Below are 21,888 nucleotides of genomic sequence, written 5' to 3' on the forward strand. Positions count from 1 at the left end.
ACATTTTCCAGGAGAGCATGAATGACATCCGCAGTAATCGTTTCCACCGCCCGCACCCCTCTGGCCAAGAGCTGGAAAGGGTCTTTCAACATGACGCACGGCGCTACGCTGGGTGGTCATGCTGTCGAACACGCCATTTCCAGAGCCGGCATTGAAGCCGGTGAAGTGGATGACGTCATCATGGGCTGCGCCAATCCGGAGGGTGCCACCGGCGCCAACATCGCGCGCCAGATCGCTCTGCGCGCGGGCTGCCCCGTGACCGTGTCGGGCATGACGGTCAACCGTTTTTGCTCATCGGGCCTGCAGACCATCGCATTGGCGTCCCAGCGCGTGATCGCGGGCGAAGGTGATATCTATGTGGCGGGTGGTGTGGAGAGCATTTCATGCGTGCAGCAGGAAATGAACACCCACATGCTGGCCGATCCGTGGCTGTTGAAGAACAAACCCGAAATTTACTGGAACATGCTGCAGACGGCCGAGAACGTGGCCAAGCGCTACAACATCAGCCGTGACGCCATGGACGAATACGGCGCGGCCAGCCAGCAGCGTGCTTCAGCAGCCCTGGCGGCAGGCCTGTTCAACGATGAAATCGCACCGATCACGGTCACCATGGGTGTAGCGGACAAGGTGATGGGCCTGACCACCAGGCAGGTCACCGTCAGCCAGGACGAAGGCATTCGCGAAGGCACGACCAAGGAGGGTATCAGCGGCTTGCGCTCAGCCGTCCCTGGCGGCTTGATTACGGCCGGCAATGCCAGCCAGTTCTCGGACGGCGGTGGCGCCGTTGTGGTGATGAGTGATTCTTTGGCCGAGAAAAAAGGGCTCAAACCACTGGGACGTTTCCTCGGCTTTGCCGTGGCCGGTTGTGAGCCTGACGAGATGGGCATTGGCCCGGTCTTCGCCATTCCCAAGGTGTTGGCGCGCTTAGGGCTAAAAGTCAGCGACATTGACTTGTGGGAACTCAATGAAGCGTTTGCCGTTCAGGTCATTTACTGCCGCGACAAACTGGGCATTCCGGGTGAGCTTCTGAATGTCAATGGCGGTGCCATTGCCGTCGGACACCCTTATGGCGTGAGTGGACAGCGCTTGACGGGCCACGCCCTGATCGAAGGCCAGCGTCGTGGTGCCAAGCGCGTTTGCGTCACCATGTGCATCGGCGGCGGCATGGGCGCTGCGGGCATTTTCGAAGTGCTGTGAACTTGTAGCGTGTCGTAGCAATTTGTCTGCTGCGGCTGATTGAACACGGGCTGGGTCGACTTGAGTGAGCGGCTCAGCTCTTTTTTTGCCCTGAACGGAGACGACCATGTCACTGCGTCCTACCCTTGAATTCTTGCTGTACCAATGGCTGGACGCCGGCGCGCTGAATGAGCGCGTGCGGTTTGCCGACCATTCCCGCGAAACCTTTGACGCCGTGCTGGACACCTGCGAACGCATTGCCCGCGAAAAATACGCGCCCTTCAATCGGCTGGTGGACACGCAGGAGCCGCACTTTGACGGCGAGCGCGTGATCCTGCCGCAGGCCACGCATGATGCGCAAAAAGCCTATGCCGAATCCGGCATGTTGAGCGCCGCGCAGGATTTTGAGATGGGTGGCATGCAATTGCCCTACACCATCGAGGCAGCGGCCAATTCATTCTTCGCCTGCGCCTCGGTCAGCATTGGCTCCGGCATGCTGACCACCGGCAACGCGAATTTGCTGATGGTGCACGGCACATCATCGCAGAAAGAGGTGTTCTCCAAGAACGAGTTTGCCGGACGCTGGTCCGGCACCATGTGCCTGAGCGAGCCGCAGGCCGGCTCCAGCCTGTCGGATGTGGCAACCCGCGCTGTGCCGGATGGCGAAGGCTTCGAGTCTGACCCGCTGGGGGCGCGCTATCGCCTCAAGGGCAACAAGATGTGGATCTCGGCTGGCGAACATGAGCTGACCGAGAACATCATTCATCTGGTGCTGGCCAAAATCCCGGGGCCGGATGGCAAGCTGGTTGCGGGCACCCGCGGCATCTCGCTGTTCATCGTGCCCAAGAAAATGGTGAACCCTGCCGGCGAGCTCACCGGCGAGCGCAACGACGTGGCCCTGGCCGGTCTGAATCACAAGCTGGGTTGGCGCGGCACCACCAACACGCTGTTGAATTTTGGCGAAGGGAAGTACCCGGTGCGCAGCACCGGAGGTGGCCTGGATGGACAGGGTGCCGGCGCTGTGGGTTATCTGGTGGGCAAGCCCGGCGAAGGTCTGCGCTGCATGTTCCACATGATGAACGAGGCGCGTATCGGTGTTGGCATTGCGGCCACCATGCTCGGCATGGCGGGCTACTACGCCTCGCTGGACTACGCCAAAAACCGGCCCCAGGGGCGTCCAGTCGGTGTCGGGGGCAAAGATGCCTCCCAGCCGCAGGTGCGCATCATCGAACACGCGGACGTCAAACGCATGTTGCTGGCGCAAAAATCCTACTGTGAAGGCGCGCTGGCCCTGGAGTTGTACTGTGCCCGCCTGGTGGACGAGCAGCATACCGGTGACGCCCAGTCAGCCGACGATGCTCGGTTGCTGCTGGAGGTACTCACCCCGATCGCCAAGAGCTGGCCCAGTGAATGGTGCCTGGAGGCCAACTCGCTGGCGATCCAGATTCATGGTGGCTATGGTTACACCCGCGACTTCCCTGTTGAGCAGTACTGGCGTGACAACCGCCTGAACATGATCCATGAAGGGGCGCACGGGATTCAGGCCATGGACTTGCTGGGCCGCAAGGTGCTGATGGAGAACGGTCGGGGGCTGGTGCTGCTCAGCGGGCGCATCAATGCCACGGTTGGGCGAGCTAAAGAAGTGCCGGAATTGTCTGCGCATGCGGATGCGTTGGCGCAGGCGCTGCAGCAGGTGGCGGGCGCCACGCAGGCTGCCTGGTCCACCGGAATGCCCGTTGATGCGCTGGCCAATGCCGTACCTTATATGCAGGCGTTTGGCCACACCGTGCTGGCCTGGATTTGGCTGGATGTGGCACTGGCAGCCTTGACACTGGATGCTACTAAATCAATAGTGGCTACCGCAGGTAGATTGGGGGCTGCACGCTATTTTTATCACTATGAATTGCCCAAAATCGGGGCCTGGCTTAACGTGGTGTCGAGTCGCGACCAGACCTGCGCCGGCATGCCGGAAGAGGCTTTTTGATATCACGCACGGGACACGCAAATCGCGAGTGCACACGGCACAATCTGCCATCAAATCTGCCACATACAAGGAGACCTCATGACCCGTACCATTCAACAACTTTTTGACCTCACCGGCAAGACCGCCCTCGTGACTGGTGGTTCGCGCGGCTTGGGCTTGCAGATGGCGCACGCACTGGGTGAAGCTGGCGCCAGGGTCATGCTCAGTTCACGCAAAGCCGAAGACCTGGAGCAGGCGGTTGCCGAACTGCAGGCGGCCGGCATTGATGCCCGCTGGGTTGCGGCCGATTGCGCCAAAGACGCCGAGATTCACCGGCTGGCAGATGAGACGCTGCAGCGCATGGGCGATGTGGATATTCTGGTGAACAACGCGGGTGCGGCCTGGGGCGCCCTGGCGGAAGACCACCCCATTGAGGCGTGGGACAAGGTGATGAACCTCAACGTGCGGGGCTACTTCATTCTGAGCCAGGTCATCGCCAAAAGAAGCATGATCGCGCGCCGCTCGGGCCGCATTATCAACGTGGCATCCATCGCCGGTCTGGGCGGTAATCCGCCAGAGATGACCACGATCGCCTACAACACCTCCAAAGGTGCCGTGATCAACTTCACGCGTGCGCTGGGTGCGGAATGGGGCAAGTACAACATCACTGTCAATGCCATCTGCCCAGGTTTTTTTCCGAGCAAGATGACCATGGGCACGCTGGCGGCACTGGGTGAGGAAAAGCTGGCGGCCAGCGCACCGCTCAAACGCCTGGGCGATGACGAAGACCTCAAGGGCTTGTGCGTGCTGTACGCCTCCGACGCCGGCAAGCACATCACCGGCCAGTGGCTGGCAGTGGATGGCGGCGTCAGTGTGGTGACAGGCGGCTAAAGCTGTGACTGTGCAGAATTTCGGCATGGGCTTTGGCGTTGAAATTCCGTTTGTCAATCACTTGGGTTTTGAGCTCAAGCTGTTTGACGCCGGGTTTTCCGAATTGCTTTATGCGCCCAGGGCCGAGCACCTCAATTCGTTCGGTGTGACGCATGGCGGCGCACTCATGACCCTGCTGGACGTCACCATGGCAGCGGCGGCGCGCAGTGTGCAAAACGACATGGGTGTGGTCACCATCGAGATGAAGACCAGCTTCATGCAGCCGGCGCGCGGCAAGCTCACTGGCAAGGGGCATTTGATGCATCGCACCGCCACCATGGCCTTTACGGAGGGCACGATTTTTGACGAAGAAGGGCGCGCATGCGCCCACGCCACCGGCACTTTCAAGTACGTCAAACGCCTGCCAACAGGTCCCAAAAGCGCCAATGCGCTGAATGTGACCTCGGGCGTCATTTCCACCGATTAATATTTTTCAGGAGTTCCCCATGCCCCAAAACAAGCAGATTCATCTGGACAACCGTCCCACCGGCGAAGCGCTGGCCAGCAACTTCAAACTGGTGATCAGCGAGACGCCATCGCTGCAGGACGGGCAGGTGCTGGTGCGCCATCATTTCCTGAGCCTCGACCCCTATATGCGTGGCCGGATGAACGACGCCAAGAGTTATGCCGTGCCGCAGGCCTTGGGCCAAACCATGGGCGGTGGCACGGTAGGTGAGGTGGTGGAGTCCAGAAATGCCAAGTTCGCAGTCGGCGACAAGGTCGTTGGCATGGGCGGCTGGCAGCAATACAGTGTGGTCGACGCCAATCAGCCAGGGGCCTTGCGCAAAGTCGACACCACCCATGTTCCCCTGAGCGCCTACCTGGGCGCGGTGGGCATGCCGGGCGTTACCGCCTGGTATGGCCTGGTGAAAATCATCGAGCCGAAAACCGGCGAAACGATGGTGGTGAGCGCGGCCACCGGCGCGGTGGGCAGTGCCTTTGCCGCCCTGTCGAAAGCGCGCGGCTGTCGCACGGTCGGCATTGCCGGCGGCCCGGACAAATGCAGGTACGCCGTCGATGAACTGGGTTTTGATGTCTGCATCGACTACAAGCTGCACAAAGACGCGGCGTCGTTGTCCAACGCCCTGAAGGACGCCTGTCCGGACGGCATCGATGGTTATTTTGAAAACGTGGGTGGCATGGTGCTGGACGCAGTGCTGCCACGCATGAATGCATTTGGCCGCATTGCCGTATGCGGCATGATTGCCGGCTACGACGGCGCGCCGTTGCCGTTGACCTATCCGGCGCTGATTCTGACGAACCGGCTCAAGGTGCAGGGATTCATCGTCAGCGAACATATGGAAGTCTGGCCTGAGGCGCTCAAAGAACTGGGCACACTGGTGGCCACGGGCAAGCTCAAGGCGCGCGAATCGATTGCACAGGGTATTGAGGCGGCACCGGAAGCCTTCCTGGGTTTGCTCAAGGGCAGAAATTTCGGCAAGCAACTGGTTCGTCTGGTCTAGACAGTTCCAACATCAGACAACATCAGGACAAAGGCATGGCCGACATCATTCTTCATCACTATTCCACTTCGCCATTCTCAGAAAAAATCCGGCTGGTGCTGGGGTATAAAAAATTGGCCTGGAAGTCGGTGATCATTCCGAGCATCATGCCCAAGCCTGATGTGCAGGCCCTTACCGGGGGTTACCGCAAGACGCCTTTCATGCAGATTGGCGCCGACATCTACTGCGACAGCGCGCTGATCTGTGACGTGCTGGAACACCGCCAGCCCGCGCCCAAGCTCTACCCCGAGGGCATCCAGGGCCTGGCGCGCATCACGGCGCAATGGGCCGACACCACGCTGTTCTGGGCTGCGATGGGCTACAACCTCAGTCCAAAAGGTGCCGCGCATATGTTTGCCGGCGCTCCGCCCGAGGTTGCCAAAGCCTTTGGGGAAGACCGCGGCAAGATGGCCGCTGGCATGACGCGTCTGCGCCCGGGGGACGCTACGGCAGCCTACAAGAGTTACTTGCGTCGCCTGTCCAATATGCTTAAAGGCAGCGCCTTTTTGCTGGGCGCAGCACCCACGGCGGCCGACTTTGCTGCCTACCATCCGCTGTGGTTCTCACGCGTGCGGGTGCCGGAAATGGCAGGCATTCTGGATGCCACTCCGGACGTGCTGGCCTGGATGGACCGGGTGGCTGCGCTGGGTCATGGCAGTCTGCAGAAGTTCAGCGCGGCAGAAGCCGTGGCACTGGCTGCCCAGTCAACGCCGCTCGCTGTTGCAGACGAGGTGTTCCAGGACGAACACGGCATTCCCTTGGGCAGCCGCGTCACCATTGCGGCCGAGAGTTTTGGATCGGAGGCCACCGAGGGCGAACTCATCGCCGCCACCCGTATGCACTACACCCTGCGCCGTACCGACGAACGCGCTGGCACCCTGCATGTGCATTTCCCGCGTATCGGCTACGTTTTGAGAAAAGCTGAAGCCTGAGCGGCAGGCTGAGGCACTAACAGGAACATCATGATTACAGAATTCAAAGGCAAAACGGCCGTTCTCACCGGCGCGGGCTCAGGCTTTGGCATGGAATGCGCCCGCATCGGCGCCAGACTGGGCATGAATCTGGTGCTGGCCGATGTGCAGCAGGACGCGCTCGACAAAGCTGCGGCCGAGATGCAGGATGCGGGCGCACAGGTGCTGGCCGTCCGACTGGATGTCTCCAAGGCCAGCGAAGTGGAAGCCCTGGGCGTGGCCGTGCAAAAGCGCTTTGGCGCGCCGCACTTTGTCTTCAATAACGCGGGTGTTGGGGCAGGGGGGCTGATCTGGGAGAACACGGCCGCTGACTGGGAATGGGTGATTGGCGTGAACCTGATGGGTGTCGCCCATGGTCTGCGTGTCTTCACGCCCATGATGCTCGACGCTGCCAAAAAAGACCCAGCCTACCAGGGCCACATCGTCAACACCGCCAGCATGGCCGGCTTGCTCAATGCCCCCAACATGGGCATTTACAACGCCAGCAAACATGCGGTGGTGAGCATGAGCGAGACGCTGTACCAGGACCTGGCGCTGGTCACCGATCAGATCAGCGCCTCGGTGTTGTGCCCGTTCTTTGTGCCGACCGGCATCAGCCAGAGCCATCGCAATCGCCCGGCGGATACTGCCGCGGACCAACCCACCCGAAGCCAGCTGATCGGTCAGGCCATGAGCGACAAGGCCGTGGGGTCGGGGAAAGTCAGTGCCGCTGACGTGGCGCAAAAAGTGTTCGATGCCATTGCCGCCAACCAGTTCTATATCTACAGCCACCCCAAAGCGATTGGCTCGGTGCAGGTCCGGCTGGAAGACATCATGCTGGCCCGCAATCCGACCGATCCGTTCTCCCACAAGCCGGAATTGGGGGTTGAATTGAAGCGGGCGCTGAGAGCAGATTAGGAGAAGGTGGATTTATGACCGGGAGCGCCGCTGTCGGCGCGTCAGGGTCAATGCATCTTGACGGAGCGGGCTTCGGAAAACAGATCCACTTGCGCCAGGATCTGTTCTGGTTTTCCGATCAGGGACACGTACTCGGCAAGCGTCTGGTCCTGAATGAAGCTGGCAGATGATTCGGCTGTGAGCAGTTTGTCAGGGTGCTGAGGACGCGCCACCACAAATCCCTGCACGTAATCGACTCCAATTTCAGTGAGGGTCTGCACCGTCGCGTTGTCTTCGGCCCATTCGGCGATTACTTTCATGCCCAGGTTCTTGGCCAGGCTGACGATGGCTTCAACAATGGCGATGTTGGCGGGGTGCTTGTTCATGTTGACGATGAAGCTGCCGTCGATCTTCAGCAGATCCGCCGTGAACTCCTTCAAGTAAGAGAACGAGGTATAACCCGCGCCGAAATCGTCCAGTGCCACTTTGGCGCCGTAGCCTCGCACCTTGTCGACGAACCGCCGGGTATTCTCCACATCGTGCAAAGCCACGCTTTCGGTGATCTCAAGGCACAGCTTGCCGACGATATGCAGGTTTTGTTCAAACGTGGCGTACACATCCTGCAGGAACTTCTCATCGTTTAGCGAGGCTCCACTCAGGTTCATGCAGACGAATTTCGTGTGCTGCATCTGGAGCTGGTTTTTGTCGAGCCAGGCCAGCGTGGTGGCCAGGACCCAGCGGTCGATCACGCCCATCCGGCCGCTGGCTTCGCCCGCCGCAATCAGGTGGTCGGTGCGAACCACCTGACCATTTGCGTCACGCATGCGCAGCAACACCTCGAAGTTGAGCGATTCATGCGGCGCCGTCAGTGACATGATGGGCTGCATTTCCAGATACAGGCCATCGGTGGCGGAACTGGTGGCAAGCAGCGCAATCAGCTTGAGTTCAGCCTCGTGCTGCTGGAACGCGAGGGCATCCCTTTCATAGACCACGAGCCCGGCCCCGTTGGCCGACTTTGCCTGGCGACACGCGCGATCGGCAGAGGACATCGCGTCGTTGAACTGCATGCCGGGGCTGATCTCGACAAGTCCGATGGAGCCGCGAACATGAAACGCCTTGTCGCCTACGCGGTAAGGCCGGGTGCTAATGCTGTCGATGATGCCCCTGCACATCAGCGAGGCCAGAGCGATTGGTGTGTCAGGAAACAGGATAACGAATTCGTCGCCACCAACCCGGCCGAACTGAATGTCCCGCGACAGCATGCCCGAGACGCGCGTGCATACCTGCCGCAAAACTTCATCGCCGGCACCGTGGCCAAACAGATCGTTGATCAATTTGAAACGGTCGAGGTCAAGGTAAGCCAGGGATAGCGAACCACCTTCAGGCACCTTCTCAATGGCGCTGTTGATCACTTGCTTGATGCCACGGCGGTTCAGTATCTTTGTCAGTGAATCGTGGTTGGCCAGGAACTGAAGGTCGGCAGTGGCCCTGGATTTCTCAGTCACGTCCTGCAGGGAGCCCTCGATCTTGCCGCGCGCCAGCGTTGCCTTGACGAGAAAGCGCTTGGACTCAGCGGTTCCCGGCAATCGCTTACCCCTGATTTCCATCTCGTCTTCATTGTTGTTGTGCACCAGTTGATGGAGTCGGGTCCAGGTTTCTTCGTTGAAATACTGCTGCCATGCATTACGGCCAGGTGTCAGCACATTCGTGCCCAGCATGCCGAGCAGCGCCGGGTTGGCACTCATGAACCGGCCGCGCAGGTCAAGGGTGAACAGGCCAATCGGCATGGCCTCATAGGTGTGTTCGAGTTCGGCCTGGACTTCCAGGCGTTCCTTGTGCTCTTCGTACATCTGCTCGGCGATGGCCAGCGCAGCCAACAGGCTTGATGACAGCGCAGCGGTCACAGTGTTCAGAGTGCCGACAAGCCCCTTGATGCCATAGGCAGCAGCCAGTATCTCGGATAGAGTGGCAAGCAGAGTGATTGCGAGCGAAGCGGCATACCATAGGGCAACCCTTGAACGAGTCTGCAGAACGATACTGACCAGACTGACCATTGCCAAGAGCAATGCAGTGCTACCGACGAACCACATGGTCTGTAAATAGACGCTTCGCGGCAAAATGATGGCGGCCAGAAGCAGTGCCAGGCAAAGCCCTTCAGCGATATTGATGAGGATTGCATAGCGATTTTTTTTGAGGTCATCGCGGAACAGGGCCTTGAACAGCGTCACTGTTAGCAGCCCCCAGACTGCCCGCGTTACCGATCGTCCTTGCGCCAGCCATTCTTGTGGCACCTCATGATTTAGCCACTGAAGGTCCCAGCCACCAGAAGTCGCGCTGACTCTAAGCGACACGATGAGCCAGGCTGCAAATATGATGTAAATTTTTTGACGATTGATCAGCGCAGTCAGCAAAACAAATATGGCAAGAACCATCATGCCGCCGTCCAGCAACCCGGACTTGCGATGAAAATCCTGGACCGATATGTCAAGATTTTCACTAGTCCACAAGTCTGCCGTCAATCTCGCAGGGCCCTGGAACGAAGCCCGGCAAATTACTTCCTGATTTGGACGATCAAGTTTGAGTGTGAAGCCTGCCTTGGCCCGGACCAAAGCTCCGGCCGGGTCGCTGCCCGTCGTGTGACCGAGAGGGGAGAGCGACGGGCCGTCCCAGCAAGCCAGATCGAGGACGTGCCGTGAGGGCAACTCCACCATACTGGCAGAGTCTGGAGTTAATGGTGCTTTGAAGCTGAACCAAACTGGCACTTCTGATAGTTTGGTTTCGTATTGTCTTTTGCCCGGAATGAGTGCCAGTTTCTTCTGAACATCTGCAACTGTTTCCGTACCGCTTGACTGCGGCAGAACATGCAATTCGAGATGCTTGTCAGGACTCGATGTATACAGATTGTCCCAAAGAAGCAGCGAAGCCAGAGTCACTGCCACCAGGACCACGGGAATGAGATAGATCGAAATGATCCACGAGACCCGTTCAACCCCAGCTTGAACGCATCCCCATTTCAATCCCCTGAATCCCATAAGACGTTGCAGCATCGCTTTCCACGCAGTATTGACGGTTGGCTGCCGCAATCGTGCGACCCTGCTCCGTACGTTGACAGACCAAGCGGAAGGGTAGCATAACGCTATGAACTATGTAGCACTGTCACTATCCGGGATTAGTTGTTTCTATGCCAATCCCGTTCATTTCGTTCGAATCATAGAGACATGTGGGTCGCTACTTGTCGACTGTTTATGTACATGGGCGAGTAGGCGTCATGTTCAGCGCTGCCAATGTCCAGGTCCGGATGGTCGGTGTAACAAATGAAGTTTGTCAGGGGATGGTTTGCCTGTGTCCACCTCTTCCGCGCCGTGCCAACCTCAAAAGCCATCACCCGGTGAGGCACATTGTTCATGTGAGGCAAAGGGGTAAAGCCCTGACCTGGGAAAACATCATCAAACATGAGCTGCACGTACATTCGATCCAATGGCGCGCGCGCGGCCACAACCGCCCATTCAATGCCGTTTTGTTCCCAGTACTGGAAAAGTCCCTTGAACAGCATGAGTTTCACCAATCGCCCGCCACTCCCCTGAACGATGCCGAGTCGACTGATGTGGGCCAGAGTCTGTCCTTTAAGCCAGTCTGGAAACTCCACTGCCTGCTCAAGAGCCAAGGGGCGAAACTGATTTGTCTGAATGCGGGCCGTTCCCAGCGGCGTCCCATCCAGCTTTGATTCGGCAAGCAAAACGACCACGCCGTCTTCCGTATCGGCCTTTTCAGGGGAAATCAGCGTTTCGGCGACGGCCGGCATGTGCCGGGCATAGGCCGAGTGACGAATTTGCACCGCTTTATTCAAGTCTTCTTCATTCCGTACCAGCCTGACAGTGAACGGAAGCAGCTCCTCGGTCATTGCCGCTTCGCGCTGTACGTCGACCCGCGATTGGAGTGTCTCGATACGATGACGCGGCAACATGGCGGACGTGGCTGGGGAAATCATGAAAATACTCCTCGGGAGAAGGTTGGGGTGGACCCATCGGATGGCAAAGATGCTCCCACCCGACGTGTTGAGGATGACTGTAGGTTTGGATTTCTGAAACTTGAGTCGGCAATTGGATAATGCCGATGTAGGGGTTTCGGCGGAATCTTGTAAGGTTTTTTCCTACATGAAAACCATACCCTCCGCGCGTCTCAGCTTGCCGTTTTGCCGCGGGCCGCCTGTGGCACACTCGCGACCTTCGTTATAGTTTTCAGCCAGCGCAAGGTTGGCGCGTCCCAAAAGTCATGCAGAAAATCATCGCGCAGATCGCGCAGGAAATCCGGGTTCAGAACAAACAGGTGCAGGCTGCCGTCGAGTTGCTTGACGGTGGTGCCACGGTGCCCTTCATCGCCCGCTATCGCAAGGAGGTCACCGACGGCCTGGACGACATCCAGCTGCGCGAGCTGGAAGCGCGGCTCAGTTACCTTCGCGAGTTGCGGGACCGCCTGCAGACGGTCATCAAGGCCATCGAGGAGCAGGGCAAGATGACGCCAGCGCTGCTGGCGGCGCTGGCAGCCGCATCCACCAAGCAGGAGTTGGAAGACCTGTACCTGCCGTTCAAGCTGAAGCGTCGCACCAAGGGACAGCTGGCGCGCGAGGCCGGCCTGGAGCCACTGGCGGATGCGCTGTTTGCCAACCCGGCGCTGGTGCCCGCTGACGAGGCGCTGGCCTATGTCATTCCAATGCGGCCGGTCGTGGAGGGCGAGGACAGGCAGCCCGACCTCTCAACCGTGCCGGCCGTGCTCGACGGGGTGCGCGATCTGCTGAGTGAGCGCTGGGCCGAAGACGCCACCGTGGTGCGGGACTTGCGGGAATGGCTGTGGCAGGAGGGCCTGTTCCAGAGCAAACTGATGGACGGCAAAGACGAGAACAACGCCGACGTGGCCAAGTTCCGTGACTATTTTGACTATGACGAGCCGATTGGCCGCGTGCCCTCGCACCGCGCGCTGGCCGTTTTCCGCGGTCGTGGCCTGGAGATACTGGATGCCAAGCTGGTACTTCCTGAGTCAAATCAGCCTCCAGCCCCCGTATCTGCTGCGCAAGCAGCTATCAAAAAAGTAGCGACTCCAGTGGTCTCACTGGCCGAGGGGCGCATCGCGCTGCGCCTGGGCTGGAGTCACAAGGGGCGGACTGCCGATGATTTGATCCGCAAATGCGTTGCCTGGACCTGGCGCGTCAAATTGAGCCTGTCGACCGAGCGCGACCTTTTTACCCGTTTGCGCGAAGAGGCCGAGAAGGTGGCCATAAAGGTGTTTGCTGACAACCTGCGAGACCTTTTGCTGGCTGCGCCCGCCGGGCCGCGTGTGGTGATGGGACTGGACCCGGGCATCCGCACCGGCGTCAAGGTGGCAGTCGTGGACGCCACCGGCAAACTGGTGGACACAGCCACCGTCTTTCCGCACGAACCGCGCAAGGACTGGGAAGGCTCTCTGCATACCCTGGGCAAACTGTGCGAAAAGCACGGGGTGAACCTGATTGCGATTGGCAACGGCACGGCCAGCCGCGAGACCGACAAGCTGGCAGCCGACCTGATCAAGCTGATGGCCAAGGCGTCAGACCGCCTGATTGAAAAAGTGGTGGTGAGCGAAGCCGGGGCCTCGGTCTATTCGGCCAGCGAATTCGCCTCGCAGGAAATGCCGGATGTGGATGTGAGCCTGCGTGGTGCCGCCAGTATTGCCCGTCGCCTGCAAGACCCCCTGGCCGAACTGGTCAAGATCGACCCCAAATCCATTGGGGTGGGCCAATACCAGCACGATGTCAACCAGAGCGAGTTGGCCAAGACGCTGGAAGCCGTGGTGGAAGACTGCGTGAACTCGGTCGGTGTGGATCTGAACACCGCCAGCGTACCGCTGTTGTCCCGCGTGTCGGGCCTCTCCGGCAGCGTCGCCAAGGCGGTGGTGCGCTGGCGTGAGGCCAATGGCGCCTTCAACAACCGCCAGCAGCTGATGCAGGTAACCGGTCTGGGCGCCAAGACTTTTGAGCAAAGTGCAGGTTTCCTGCGCATTCGTGGCGGTGACAATCCGCTGGACATGACCGGTGTGCACCCCGAAACCTACCCGGTGGTGGAGAAAATCATGGCGCACACGGCCAAGCCCGTTGCGGAGTTGATGGGTCGCGCCGACATGCTGAAGATCCTCAAACCCGAACTGTTTGCCAATGCGGAATTTGGCGTCATCACCGTCAAGGACATTCTGGGCGAGCTGGAGAAACCCGGCCGCGACCCGCGCCCGGACTTCAAGGTGGCGCGCTTCAATGATGGCGTGGACGACATCAAGGACCTGAAGGAGGGCATGGTGCTGGAAGGCACCGTCAGCAATGTGGCCGCGTTTGGCGCCTTCGTCGATTTGGGCGTGCACCAGGACGGCCTGGTCCACGTGAGCCAGTTGAGCCACAAGTTCGTCACCGACGCCCGCGAGATCGTCAAGACCGGCGATATCGTCAAGGTACAGGTGGTGGAGGTGGACGTGGCACGCAAACGCATTGCGCTGACCATGAAGCTGGGCGCGGCACCCGCCCGGCGCGACAGCGCGGGCGACAACCGCTTTCAAGGCGCTGCCAACAACCAGCGCGCCAGATCCGGCGGGCAGGGCGCCGGGCAGCAACACAACAGCGCACCGCAATCCACGGCCATGTCGTCTGCGTTTGCCAAACTCAAGGACGTCGGCCGCTGATACATAATGTTTCAATCGGGTTCATCAATCAATGGAGTCTTGTTGTCATGGAACTGAATGCCCTGCTGGCTTCACAGTTCGTTCTGCCCAGCATTCCCAAGGTGGTTGCACTCCTGCTGAGCGAACTCGATCGTGACGAACCGGACCTGAAAAAGGTCACCCAGCTCATCAGCACCGATCCTGCGTTGACGACGCGTCTGCTGCAGTTGTCCAATTCAGGATTTTTCAAGTTGTCGGGCAAGATCAACAGCGTCTCCGAGGCGCTGGCGATTCTGGGCCTGGGCCATGTGCGCACCATGGCGGCCGCGGCGGCCTCTGCTGCCTCGCTGAAGGCAGTGCCGGGCATCAACCTGCAGCAGTTCTGGGCCTACAGCCTGAACGTGGCCAAGTTGTCCCGCTCGCTGGCGGGCGTGGTGCGGCAGAACCAGCAGGCGGCTTTCACCTGCGGTCTGATTCACGCGGTGGGCGAGCTGGCCATGCATATCGGCATGCCCGACGCGGTGGCTGCCTTGGACCGTGAGGTCCCTCCGCTTGACCTGAATCGCGCCAGGGCCGAAAAAAGAAGTTTTGGTTACTGTTATGCGCAGGTGGGTGCCGGTTTTGCCCGCCAATGGCAGTTTCCCCAGCCGATCGTGGACGCGCTGGCGCATCAGGATGCACCGTTTGAAAACAACGTGTATGAACCGCTGGCAGGCGTCATTCATCTGGCCACCTGGCGCGCCCGCGCCAAAGAGGCGGGCCTGTCCGAAAAGGACCAGGCGGTGACCTTTCCAGGCCCGGTGGGCGAGGTGCTGGAGCTTGACATTGACATGGTGCTGCAGCAGGACCCGATCGACTGGTCAGCCCAGACGCCGGGCCGCACGCTGCTGTAGCGGCGACCTGTGCGCGCGTTACGCATTCATGCCGGTCCCGTGGCCAGGCAGCACATCGAGAAGAACGGACTGCAGCCGGCTGATATCTGCACTCTGCCGGGCGCGGCGGGTGGCCCCAAGGGCCTGATACTCGGGCCGCTTGACCGATTCATTTTTGGCCAGTGGCTGCCCCGGTCGAACCAGCAGGTAAATCTGGTGGGCGCCTCCATTGGCGCGTGGCGCGTGGCCACCGCTTGCCTGGATGAGCCAGCGGCGGCGTTTGAGCGGCTGGAGCATGACTACATCCACCAGCACTTCGAGTTGCAGCCCGGCGAAAAGCGGCCCCCGGCCGCCCGGGTAAGCGAGCTCTTTGGCGAGAACCTGCAGGCGTTTTATGGCGGCCGGGTCGGGGAGGTGCTGGATCATCCCCGCTACAGACTGCATATCGTGACCGCACGGGGGCGACACATCCTCGGGCGCGAACACCGTTGGCGGACCCCACTGGGCTATCTGGGTGCCTTCTTGACCAACACCGTGCATCGCAAAGCCATGGGGGCCTGGCTGGAGCGAGTCGTGTTTTCCACCCAACATGCGGCGCTGCCCTTTGCCACCAGTGACTACCGTACTCGGCAGGTGTCTTTGAGCGAGGCCAATTTCAAACTCGCCCTGCAGGCCAGCTGCTCCATCCCGTTTGTCCTGCAGGCCGTCCACAATATTCCCGGGGCGCCACCCGGTGCCTACTGGGATGGTGCAATTACCGACTACCACCTGCATCTGAACTATGCGGCCTCTGGGGGCCCAAAAGGCCTGGTACTCTACCCGCATTTTCAGCAGGCCGTGGTGCCAGGCTGGCTCGACAAAAGCCTGAAGTGGCGCCACAAGTCCACCCGCTACCTGGACAACATGGTGTTGCTGGCGCCTGATCCGGACTGGGTCAGAACCCTGCCCAACGGCAAACTGCCCGACCGCAACGACTTCACCCACTATGGGCAAGACCTGGCGGGCCGCGTCAAAGCCTGGACCGGGGTCACTTCGGCCAGCGCCCAATTGGTGGATGAATTTGAGGCCTGGTTGCGTCAACCCGACATCGGGCAGGTGCATGCGCTTTGAGGTGGGGCCTGCCGCCGACACCGCTTGTCAGCTGGCGTTCATGCCTATGGGCTATGATGATTTTTGCTATAGAAATCGGAGCTAGAGCAAGCCGCCGCTGGTGGAAAAAGGGATGAAAAATGACACAGCCGTATGAACCGCTGGGGCACCTCGGTGACGATATCGACAGCCCGCTGTCCGGGCAACCATCGGTCGTTTTCTTGCGGTACTGTATTGCCGCCCTCGTGGTTGGCACCATCGCCGTGGTACTGGTGCTCTACCTCGCCGCGCCGCATCAGACGGGACGCGCCTTCGCACCCCTGCTGTTGCTTCTGGTCGCTGCCACCGCGTGGTATCTCATCGGGCGAGGCCGCACTCGCGCCGCCATCCTGGTGATGGCAGTCGGCGCATGGACCGCGATGACGGGAACCGCCGTCTTCACGGGTGGCGTGCAGGCACCGGCAGTCATCGCCTACCCGGTGATCATTCTGATGACCGGTTGGCTGATCAGTTCGCGTGCGGCGCTGGTGGTGACCGGCCTGACCGTGACGGCAACCCTGGGCCTGGTCTGGGCCGAAGCAAGAGGTTTCCTGCCAATGCCCGTGCCTTCACCGGCGGCGATCCACGGCGGTGAGCAAGTGGTTGTCTATATCGCGTCGGGCATCCTGGCTTTTTTCCTTGTGCGCGTCTACCGGCGCCGCCTTGAGGAATTGCACAAGCTCAGCCGCGACCTCACTCTGCGCACGCGCGACCTGGAGGCAAGCAGGGAGGAGCTCTGCCAGGCACAGGCCGCGCTGCAGGGAAGTGAAGGCCGCTACCGGACCATGATCGAGTGGTCACCCGAGTCAATCCTCGTTCATCGACAGGGAAAAATCCTGTATGTCAACCCGGCGGCGGTCAGGATGTTCGGCGCGGTCGATGCGTCGGGGCTGCTCGCCAAATTCACCAGTGAGCTGATTCACCCGGATTTTCTTGAGGTTCAGACGGCGCGCATGAAAAGCATCATCGCGAACGTCCCCATCACGCCCATGGTGGAGTCAAGATTCCTGAGGCTGGATGGGACTCCGATTGACGTGGAGGTCCAGGGCACGTCCATTGTCTACGACGGAGAGCCGGCCATTCATGTCTGCATTCGCAACATCACCGAGCGCAAGCAGATGCAGGACCAGGTTCGGCAACTGGCGTTCTACGACACGCTGACCAAGCTCCCCAATCGTCGCCTGCTCAACGACCGGCTGAGCCAGGCCCTTGCTGCCAGCAAGCGCACTGCCTGCTATGGGGCGCTGATGTTTCTTGATCTGGACAAACTCAAGCCACTCAATGACACGCACGGGCACGATGTTGGCGATTTGCTGTTGATCGATGTGGCGGAGCGCTTGCGCCATTGTGTCCGCGAGAGGGACACCGTCGCGCGCTTCGGCGGCGATGAGTTTGTGGTGATGCTCGCTGAGCTGGATGCGGACAAAACCGAGTCGGCCTCACAGGCCGCGCTCATTGCAGAGAAGATCCGCGAAATTTTGGCGGAACCTTATGTGCTGGCCGGCAGGCCGGCTGGTAATGCCGCTGCTTCTGTCAGGTTTCACTGCACCGCAAGCATCGGCGTGGCCTTGTTCGTCAGCCATGAATCCAGCCAGGAGGAAGTCCTGATGCGGGCCGATGCGGCGATGTACCAGGCCAAGAAGGTCGGGGGCAATCGGGTTCATTTTCACGATTCGATGGCATGAGCGGCTGCGTGGTGGCGGCGCTGTAGGCGCCCGGCTGGCTGCCCGCGGCCGGTTAGCATGGCTCCATGCAAACCGCGCCGACCCATAGCAACGAAACAGCCCGGCTGGTTTTTCCGGCGTTGCTGGGCTGGCTGGTTGGCACCGCGTTGCAGTTGCAGCAGGTCGCGCTGTCCAGCTGGTTTTTGTATGGCTGTTTGGTGCTGTCAGCCCTTGTCGTATATGCGTTGTTAGCTACAACATCAATAGCATTCAAGTGGCGTTTTGTGCTGGCTGCACTGGTCTTTGGCCTGTTGGCGTTCGGGATCACCGGGCTGCGTGCGTCCCTGTTTTCGAACGACGCGCTGGACGGCGGGCTGGAAGGACGCGACCTGGCGGTAACCGGTGTGATCGCCGCCATGCCGCAGCGCAATGAGGCCGGCCTGCGCTTTCGCCTGGATGTCGAATCGGCGCAACTGCAGGGCAGCCCGGTCCGCTTGCCCCCCAGCATCTACCTCGGCTGGTACGCCGGCGTGTTTGGCGGTGGTGGCGCAGGCATGGTGGGGGAGTTGCAGCGCCAGCCCGCACCGATGGAGGCGGGAGAACGCTGGCAGATGACGGTGCGTCTCAAGGCGCCACACGGCGGCAGCAATCCGCATGGCTTTGACTACGAACTCTGGCTGTGGGAGCAGGGCCTGCAAGCCAACGGTTATGTGCGCGCCGGACCCAAAGACCCCGCCCCGCAGCGGCTGGCCCAGACCTGGCGGCACCCGGTCGAACTCGCGCGCCAGCATGTGCGTGACCTGATTTTTGAGCGGGTCACCGAGCGCAAATACGCCGGCCTGATCGCCGCCCTGGTGGTGGGCGACCAGAACGCCATCGATCGTGCCGACTGGGATATTTTTCGGGCGACGGGGGTGGCGCATCTCATGTCCATCTCGGGTTTGCACGTCACCATGTTCGCCTGGGCTGCGGCCCTCATGGTGGGCTGGCTGTGGCGCCGCTCAGAACGCCTGTGCCTCTGGGCGGCGGCCCCGAACGCGGCGTTGGTGGGTGGCGTGTTGCTGGCCACGGCCTATGCCTTCTTCAGTGGCTGGGGTGTGCCGTCGCAGCGCACCGTGCTGATGCTGGCCACCGTGGGCTTGCTGCGGCTCTCGGGCCGGCAATGGCCGTGGCCGCATGTGTGGCTGCTGGCCTGCGCCGTGGTGGTGGCGACGGACCCGTGGGCACTGTTGCAGGCCGGGTTCTGGCTCAGCTTTGTGGCCGTCGGCGTGTTGTTTGCTACAAGTTCAGGAGCAGATGACGCAAGCAAGACGGGGGCCAGAGGCCATTTTGTCTCCATGTTCAGAGAGCAATGGGTGATCACGCTGGCCCTGACGCCTCTCACCCTGCTGCTCTTTGGGCAGGTCTCACTGGTGGGTCTGGTGGCCAACGCCCTGGCGATTCCATGGGTGACGCTGGTTGTCACGCCGCTGGCCATGCTGGGGGTGTTGGCAGCACCGCTGTGGGACGCGGCATCGATGGCCATTGCCGCACTGGCCTGGTATCTGCAACTGCTGGCGGCACTGCCGTTCGCCACGGTCGTGATCGCGCAAGCGCCATTGTGGGCGGGCGCTGCGGGTGTCGTTGGCGGTTTGTTGCTGGCCATGCAACTGCCCTGGAGCCTGCGGCTGATGGGTGTGCCCCTGATTTTGCCGGTGCTGCTGTGGCAGGCACCGCGTCCACTTGAGGGGCAGTTTGAGCTGCTGGCCGCCGATATCGGGCAGGGCACGGCCGTCGTTGTGCGTACGGCCGCGCATGCGCTGGTGTACGACGCCGGGCCGCGCTTCAGCCGCGAGAGTGATGCCGGCCACCGTGTGTTGGTGCCGCTGCTGCGCGCACTGGATATCCCGGTGGACATGGTCGTGCTCAGCCACAGGGACAGCGATCACGTGGGCGGCGCGCTGGCGGTTCTGGCGATGCAGCCCGGTGCCGAACTGGTGAGCTCCATCGAGGACGACCATGAGCTGCAGGCCGTGCGCAAGGCGACCCGCTGTGTAGCGGGGCAGCGCTGGCGCTGGGACGGTGTGGATTTTGAGGTACTGCATCCGCGTGCCGCCGACTATGACGGGGCCAATAGATCGAACGCCATGAGTTGCACCCTGCGCATCTCCAACGGCGTTCAGGCGGCGCTGCTGGCGGGCGACATTGAACAGCGCCAGGAAGCGCGCCTCGTGGCTGAAGGGGGCCGTGAGCACACAGCTGTGCCGGGGGTGCCCGCAAAAAGTTTGAAGGCCGATGTGCTGCTGGTGCCTCATCACGGAAGCAAAACCTCCAGCAGCGCCGCCTTTCTGGATGCGGTGCAGCCGCAGATTGCACTGGTGCAGGCCGGCTACCGCAACCGCTTCGGCCATCCGGCAGACCCCGTCTTGGTGCGTTATGCGGAGCGTCACATTCGCGTGGTCGATTCGCCCCATTGTGGTGCGGCTACCTGGCAGTCTGCCCGGCCACAAGATGTTCAATGTCAGCGCGCACAAGGCTTGCGCTATTGGCACCATCGTGTGCACTAGGGGCTGCACCAATCCGGGTTGGCGCAAAGCTTGCTAAGCTCAATACAGGAGAGATATCGTTTATGCAGAAATTCGACGAGATGTACACCCGCCTGCCCTACGAGTTCTTCACTCACGGGGCGCAGATTCGCGACCATTACAAGATCTACGACGAATGGCTGGCACGCCAGCCCGGCGACATGATGGCCAATCGGCGGGAAGAAGCGGAGATGATCTTTCGCCGTGTCGGTATCACCTTTGCCGTCTACGGTGACAAGGATGAAGCCGGCGCCGGCACCGAGCGCCTGATCCCGTTTGACCTGATTCCGCGCATCATTCCGGCACATGAGTGGACTTTTCTGCAGCGTGGCCTGGTACAGCGGGTGACGGCACTCAACCGATTCATTCACGACGTCTACCATGATCAGGAGATCATCAAGGCCGGGGTGGTGCCGCGCGAGCAGATTGAGAACAACGCCCAGTTCCGCCCCGAGATGATGGGCGTGGACGTGCCCAACAACATCTATTCGCACATCTCCGGCATTGACATCGTGCGTGCGCCCAACGCCAAGGGTGAGGGCGAATACTACGTGCTCGAAGACAACCTGCGTGTGCCCAGCGGCGTGAGCTACATGCTGGAAGACCGCAAGATGATGATGCGTCTGTTCCCGGGCCTGTTCAACGCGCACCGCGTCGCCCCGGTGGCCCATTACCCGGACTTGCTGCTGGAGACCCTGCGTGCCAGCAGCCCCGCCACCACGGCGGAGCCCACGGTGGTGGTGTTGACGCCCGGCATGCTCAACAGCGCCTATTTCGAACATGCGTTTTTGGCCCAACAGATGGGCGTGGAGCTGGTGGAGGGACAGGACCTGTTTGTGAAAGACAACTTCGTCTACATGCGCACCACGCGCGGCCCCAAGCGCGTGGACGTGATCTACCGCCGGATCGATGACGATTTTCTGGACCCCAAGGCCTTTCGTCCTACGTCAACCCTGGGTTGCGCCGGTCTGCTGGATGTGTACCGCGCCGGCCACGTCACCATCTGCAATGCCGTGGGCACCGGCGTGGCCGACGACAAGTCGATCTATCCCTATGTGCCGAAGATGATCGAGTTCTACCTTGACGAAAAACCCATCCTCAACAACGTGCCCACCTACATGTGCCGCAACAAGGACGATCTCGCCTACACGCTGGCCAACCTGAAAGACCTGGTGGTCAAAGAAGTGCATGGCGCCGGTGGCTACGGCATGCTGGTGGGCCCGGCCGCGACGAAGGCGGAAATTGAGGACTTCCGCAAGGCGGTGCTGGCCAACCCGAGCGGCTACATTGCGCAGCCCACTTTGAGTCTGTCGAGTTGCCCCACGTTTGTGGAGAGCGGCATTGCGCCGCGCCACATTGATCTGCGCCCCTATGTGCTGAGCGGCAAGACGGTGCAGATGGTGCCGGGCGGCTTGACGCGCGTGGCGCTGAAAGAGGGCTCGCTGGTGGTCAATTCATCACAGGGCGGCGGCACCAAGGACACCTGGATTCTCGAGAACGGTGTGGACCACGCCGTGCCGACGCAGTCCCAAACACAATCATCCTGAGCACAAGGAGTCCTCCC

15 protein-coding genes are annotated in these 21,888 nt (G+C 60.8%); 13 read left to right on the forward strand and 2 right to left on the reverse strand.

What is annotated here, in order from left to right; translation table 11 throughout:
- The first annotated feature begins 21 nt into the window (after positions 1 to 21).
- From Q7T10_RS05845 to Q7T10_RS05875, 7 genes are all read left to right on the forward strand, one after another.
- Positions 22 to 1,197: an acetyl-CoA C-acyltransferase gene (locus tag Q7T10_RS05845; protein WP_304746867.1), complete on the forward strand. Its 1,176-nt coding sequence runs from the start codon at positions 22 to 24 to the stop codon at positions 1,195 to 1,197.
- Positions 1,198 to 1,303: 106 nt separating this feature from the next.
- Entirely contained in the window at positions 1,304 to 3,160 is a 1,857-nt protein-coding gene (locus tag Q7T10_RS05850) for an acyl-CoA dehydrogenase (protein ID WP_304746868.1), read from the forward strand.
- A gap of 78 nt (positions 3,161 to 3,238) precedes the next feature.
- A complete protein-coding gene (locus Q7T10_RS05855) occupies positions 3,239 to 4,030 on the forward strand; it encodes an SDR family oxidoreductase (RefSeq protein WP_304746869.1) in 792 nt (263 codons plus the stop codon).
- Positions 4,031 to 4,055: 25 nt separating this feature from the next.
- Positions 4,056 to 4,496, forward strand: coding sequence for a PaaI family thioesterase (locus Q7T10_RS05860; protein WP_304746933.1), 441 nt, complete (start codon positions 4,056 to 4,058; stop codon positions 4,494 to 4,496).
- Positions 4,497 to 4,515: 19 nt separating this feature from the next.
- Positions 4,516 to 5,532 (forward strand): NADP-dependent oxidoreductase, encoded by a 1,017-nt coding sequence (locus Q7T10_RS05865; protein WP_304746870.1) that lies wholly within the window; start codon positions 4,516 to 4,518, stop codon positions 5,530 to 5,532.
- Between the two features lie 35 nt (positions 5,533 to 5,567).
- The gene (locus tag Q7T10_RS05870) at positions 5,568 to 6,503 is read left to right on the forward strand and encodes a glutathione S-transferase (RefSeq protein WP_304746871.1); all 936 of its coding nucleotides are present in this window, start codon (positions 5,568 to 5,570) and stop codon (positions 6,501 to 6,503) included.
- 30 nt (positions 6,504 to 6,533) lie between these two features.
- Positions 6,534 to 7,439 (forward strand): SDR family oxidoreductase, encoded by a 906-nt coding sequence (locus tag Q7T10_RS05875; RefSeq protein WP_304746872.1) that lies wholly within the window; start codon positions 6,534 to 6,536, stop codon positions 7,437 to 7,439.
- Between the two features lie 47 nt (positions 7,440 to 7,486).
- On the opposite strand, the gene Q7T10_RS05880 is transcribed toward Q7T10_RS05875, so the two are convergent.
- Together Q7T10_RS05880 and Q7T10_RS05885 are read right to left on the reverse strand one after the other, a co-directional pair.
- Entirely contained in the window at positions 7,487 to 10,465 is a 2,979-nt protein-coding gene (locus Q7T10_RS05880; protein ID WP_304746873.1) for an EAL domain-containing protein, read from the reverse strand.
- Positions 10,466 to 10,626: 161 nt separating this feature from the next.
- Entirely contained in the window at positions 10,627 to 11,406 is a 780-nt protein-coding gene (locus Q7T10_RS05885; RefSeq protein ID WP_304746874.1) for a hypothetical protein, read from the reverse strand.
- Between the two features lie 284 nt (positions 11,407 to 11,690).
- On the opposite strand from Q7T10_RS05885, the gene Q7T10_RS05890 reads away from it, so the two are divergent.
- The 6 genes from Q7T10_RS05890 to Q7T10_RS05915 all read left to right on the forward strand — a co-directional run bounded on the left by Q7T10_RS05890 (position 11,691) and on the right by Q7T10_RS05915 (position 21,871).
- Complete coding sequence (locus Q7T10_RS05890; protein WP_304746875.1) at positions 11,691 to 14,117, forward strand: Tex family protein; 2,427 nt, start codon at positions 11,691 to 11,693, stop codon at positions 14,115 to 14,117.
- Between the two features lie 47 nt (positions 14,118 to 14,164).
- Complete coding sequence (locus Q7T10_RS05895; protein ID WP_304746876.1) at positions 14,165 to 14,989, forward strand: HDOD domain-containing protein; 825 nt, start codon at positions 14,165 to 14,167, stop codon at positions 14,987 to 14,989.
- 9 nt (positions 14,990 to 14,998) lie between these two features.
- The gene (locus Q7T10_RS05900) at positions 14,999 to 16,078 is read left to right on the forward strand and encodes a phospholipase (protein ID WP_304746877.1); all 1,080 of its coding nucleotides are present in this window, start codon (positions 14,999 to 15,001) and stop codon (positions 16,076 to 16,078) included.
- A gap of 119 nt (positions 16,079 to 16,197) precedes the next feature.
- Positions 16,198 to 17,781: a sensor domain-containing diguanylate cyclase gene (locus Q7T10_RS05905; protein WP_304746878.1), complete on the forward strand. Its 1,584-nt coding sequence runs from the start codon at positions 16,198 to 16,200 to the stop codon at positions 17,779 to 17,781.
- A 65-nt stretch (positions 17,782 to 17,846) separates the two neighbouring features.
- Positions 17,847 to 20,306: a DNA internalization-related competence protein ComEC/Rec2 gene (locus Q7T10_RS05910; protein WP_304746879.1), complete on the forward strand. Its 2,460-nt coding sequence runs from the start codon at positions 17,847 to 17,849 to the stop codon at positions 20,304 to 20,306.
- 62 nt (positions 20,307 to 20,368) lie between these two features.
- On the forward strand, positions 20,369 to 21,871 hold the full coding sequence (locus Q7T10_RS05915; RefSeq protein ID WP_304746880.1) for a circularly permuted type 2 ATP-grasp protein: 1,503 nt from the start codon (positions 20,369 to 20,371) through the stop codon (positions 21,869 to 21,871).
- Positions 21,872 to 21,888 lie beyond the last annotated feature (17 nt).

It is taken from the genome of Rhodoferax sp., from assembly GCF_030646845.1.
GTDB lineage: Bacteria > Pseudomonadota > Gammaproteobacteria > Burkholderiales > Burkholderiaceae_C > Rhodoferax.

Bases quoted from the DNA above. Each gene is read 5' to 3' on its own strand.
- Q7T10_RS05845 (WP_304746867.1), top strand. From the start codon at position 22: ATGACATCCGCAGTAATCGTTTCCACCGCCCGCACCCCTCTGGCCAAG.
- Q7T10_RS05850 (WP_304746868.1), top strand. From the start codon at position 1,304: ATGTCACTGCGTCCTACCCTTGAATTCTTGCTGTACCAATGGCTGGAC.
- Q7T10_RS05855 (WP_304746869.1), top strand. From the start codon at position 3,239: ATGACCCGTACCATTCAACAACTTTTTGACCTCACCGGCAAGACCGCC.
- Q7T10_RS05860 (WP_304746933.1), top strand. From the start codon at position 4,056: ATGGGCTTTGGCGTTGAAATTCCGTTTGTCAATCACTTGGGTTTTGAG.
- Q7T10_RS05865 (WP_304746870.1), top strand. From the start codon at position 4,516: ATGCCCCAAAACAAGCAGATTCATCTGGACAACCGTCCCACCGGCGAA.
- Q7T10_RS05870 (WP_304746871.1), top strand. From the start codon at position 5,568: ATGGCCGACATCATTCTTCATCACTATTCCACTTCGCCATTCTCAGAA.
- Q7T10_RS05875 (WP_304746872.1), top strand. From the start codon at position 6,534: ATGATTACAGAATTCAAAGGCAAAACGGCCGTTCTCACCGGCGCGGGC.
- Q7T10_RS05880 (WP_304746873.1), bottom strand. From the start codon at position 10,465: ATGCTGCAACGTCTTATGGGATTCAGGGGATTGAAATGGGGATGCGTT.
- Q7T10_RS05885 (WP_304746874.1), bottom strand. From the start codon at position 11,406: ATGATTTCCCCAGCCACGTCCGCCATGTTGCCGCGTCATCGTATCGAG.
- Q7T10_RS05890 (WP_304746875.1), top strand. From the start codon at position 11,691: ATGCAGAAAATCATCGCGCAGATCGCGCAGGAAATCCGGGTTCAGAAC.
- Q7T10_RS05895 (WP_304746876.1), top strand. From the start codon at position 14,165: ATGGAACTGAATGCCCTGCTGGCTTCACAGTTCGTTCTGCCCAGCATT.
- Q7T10_RS05905 (WP_304746878.1), top strand. From the start codon at position 16,198: ATGACACAGCCGTATGAACCGCTGGGGCACCTCGGTGACGATATCGAC.
- Q7T10_RS05910 (WP_304746879.1), top strand. From the start codon at position 17,847: ATGCAAACCGCGCCGACCCATAGCAACGAAACAGCCCGGCTGGTTTTT.
- Q7T10_RS05915 (WP_304746880.1), top strand. From the start codon at position 20,369: ATGCAGAAATTCGACGAGATGTACACCCGCCTGCCCTACGAGTTCTTC.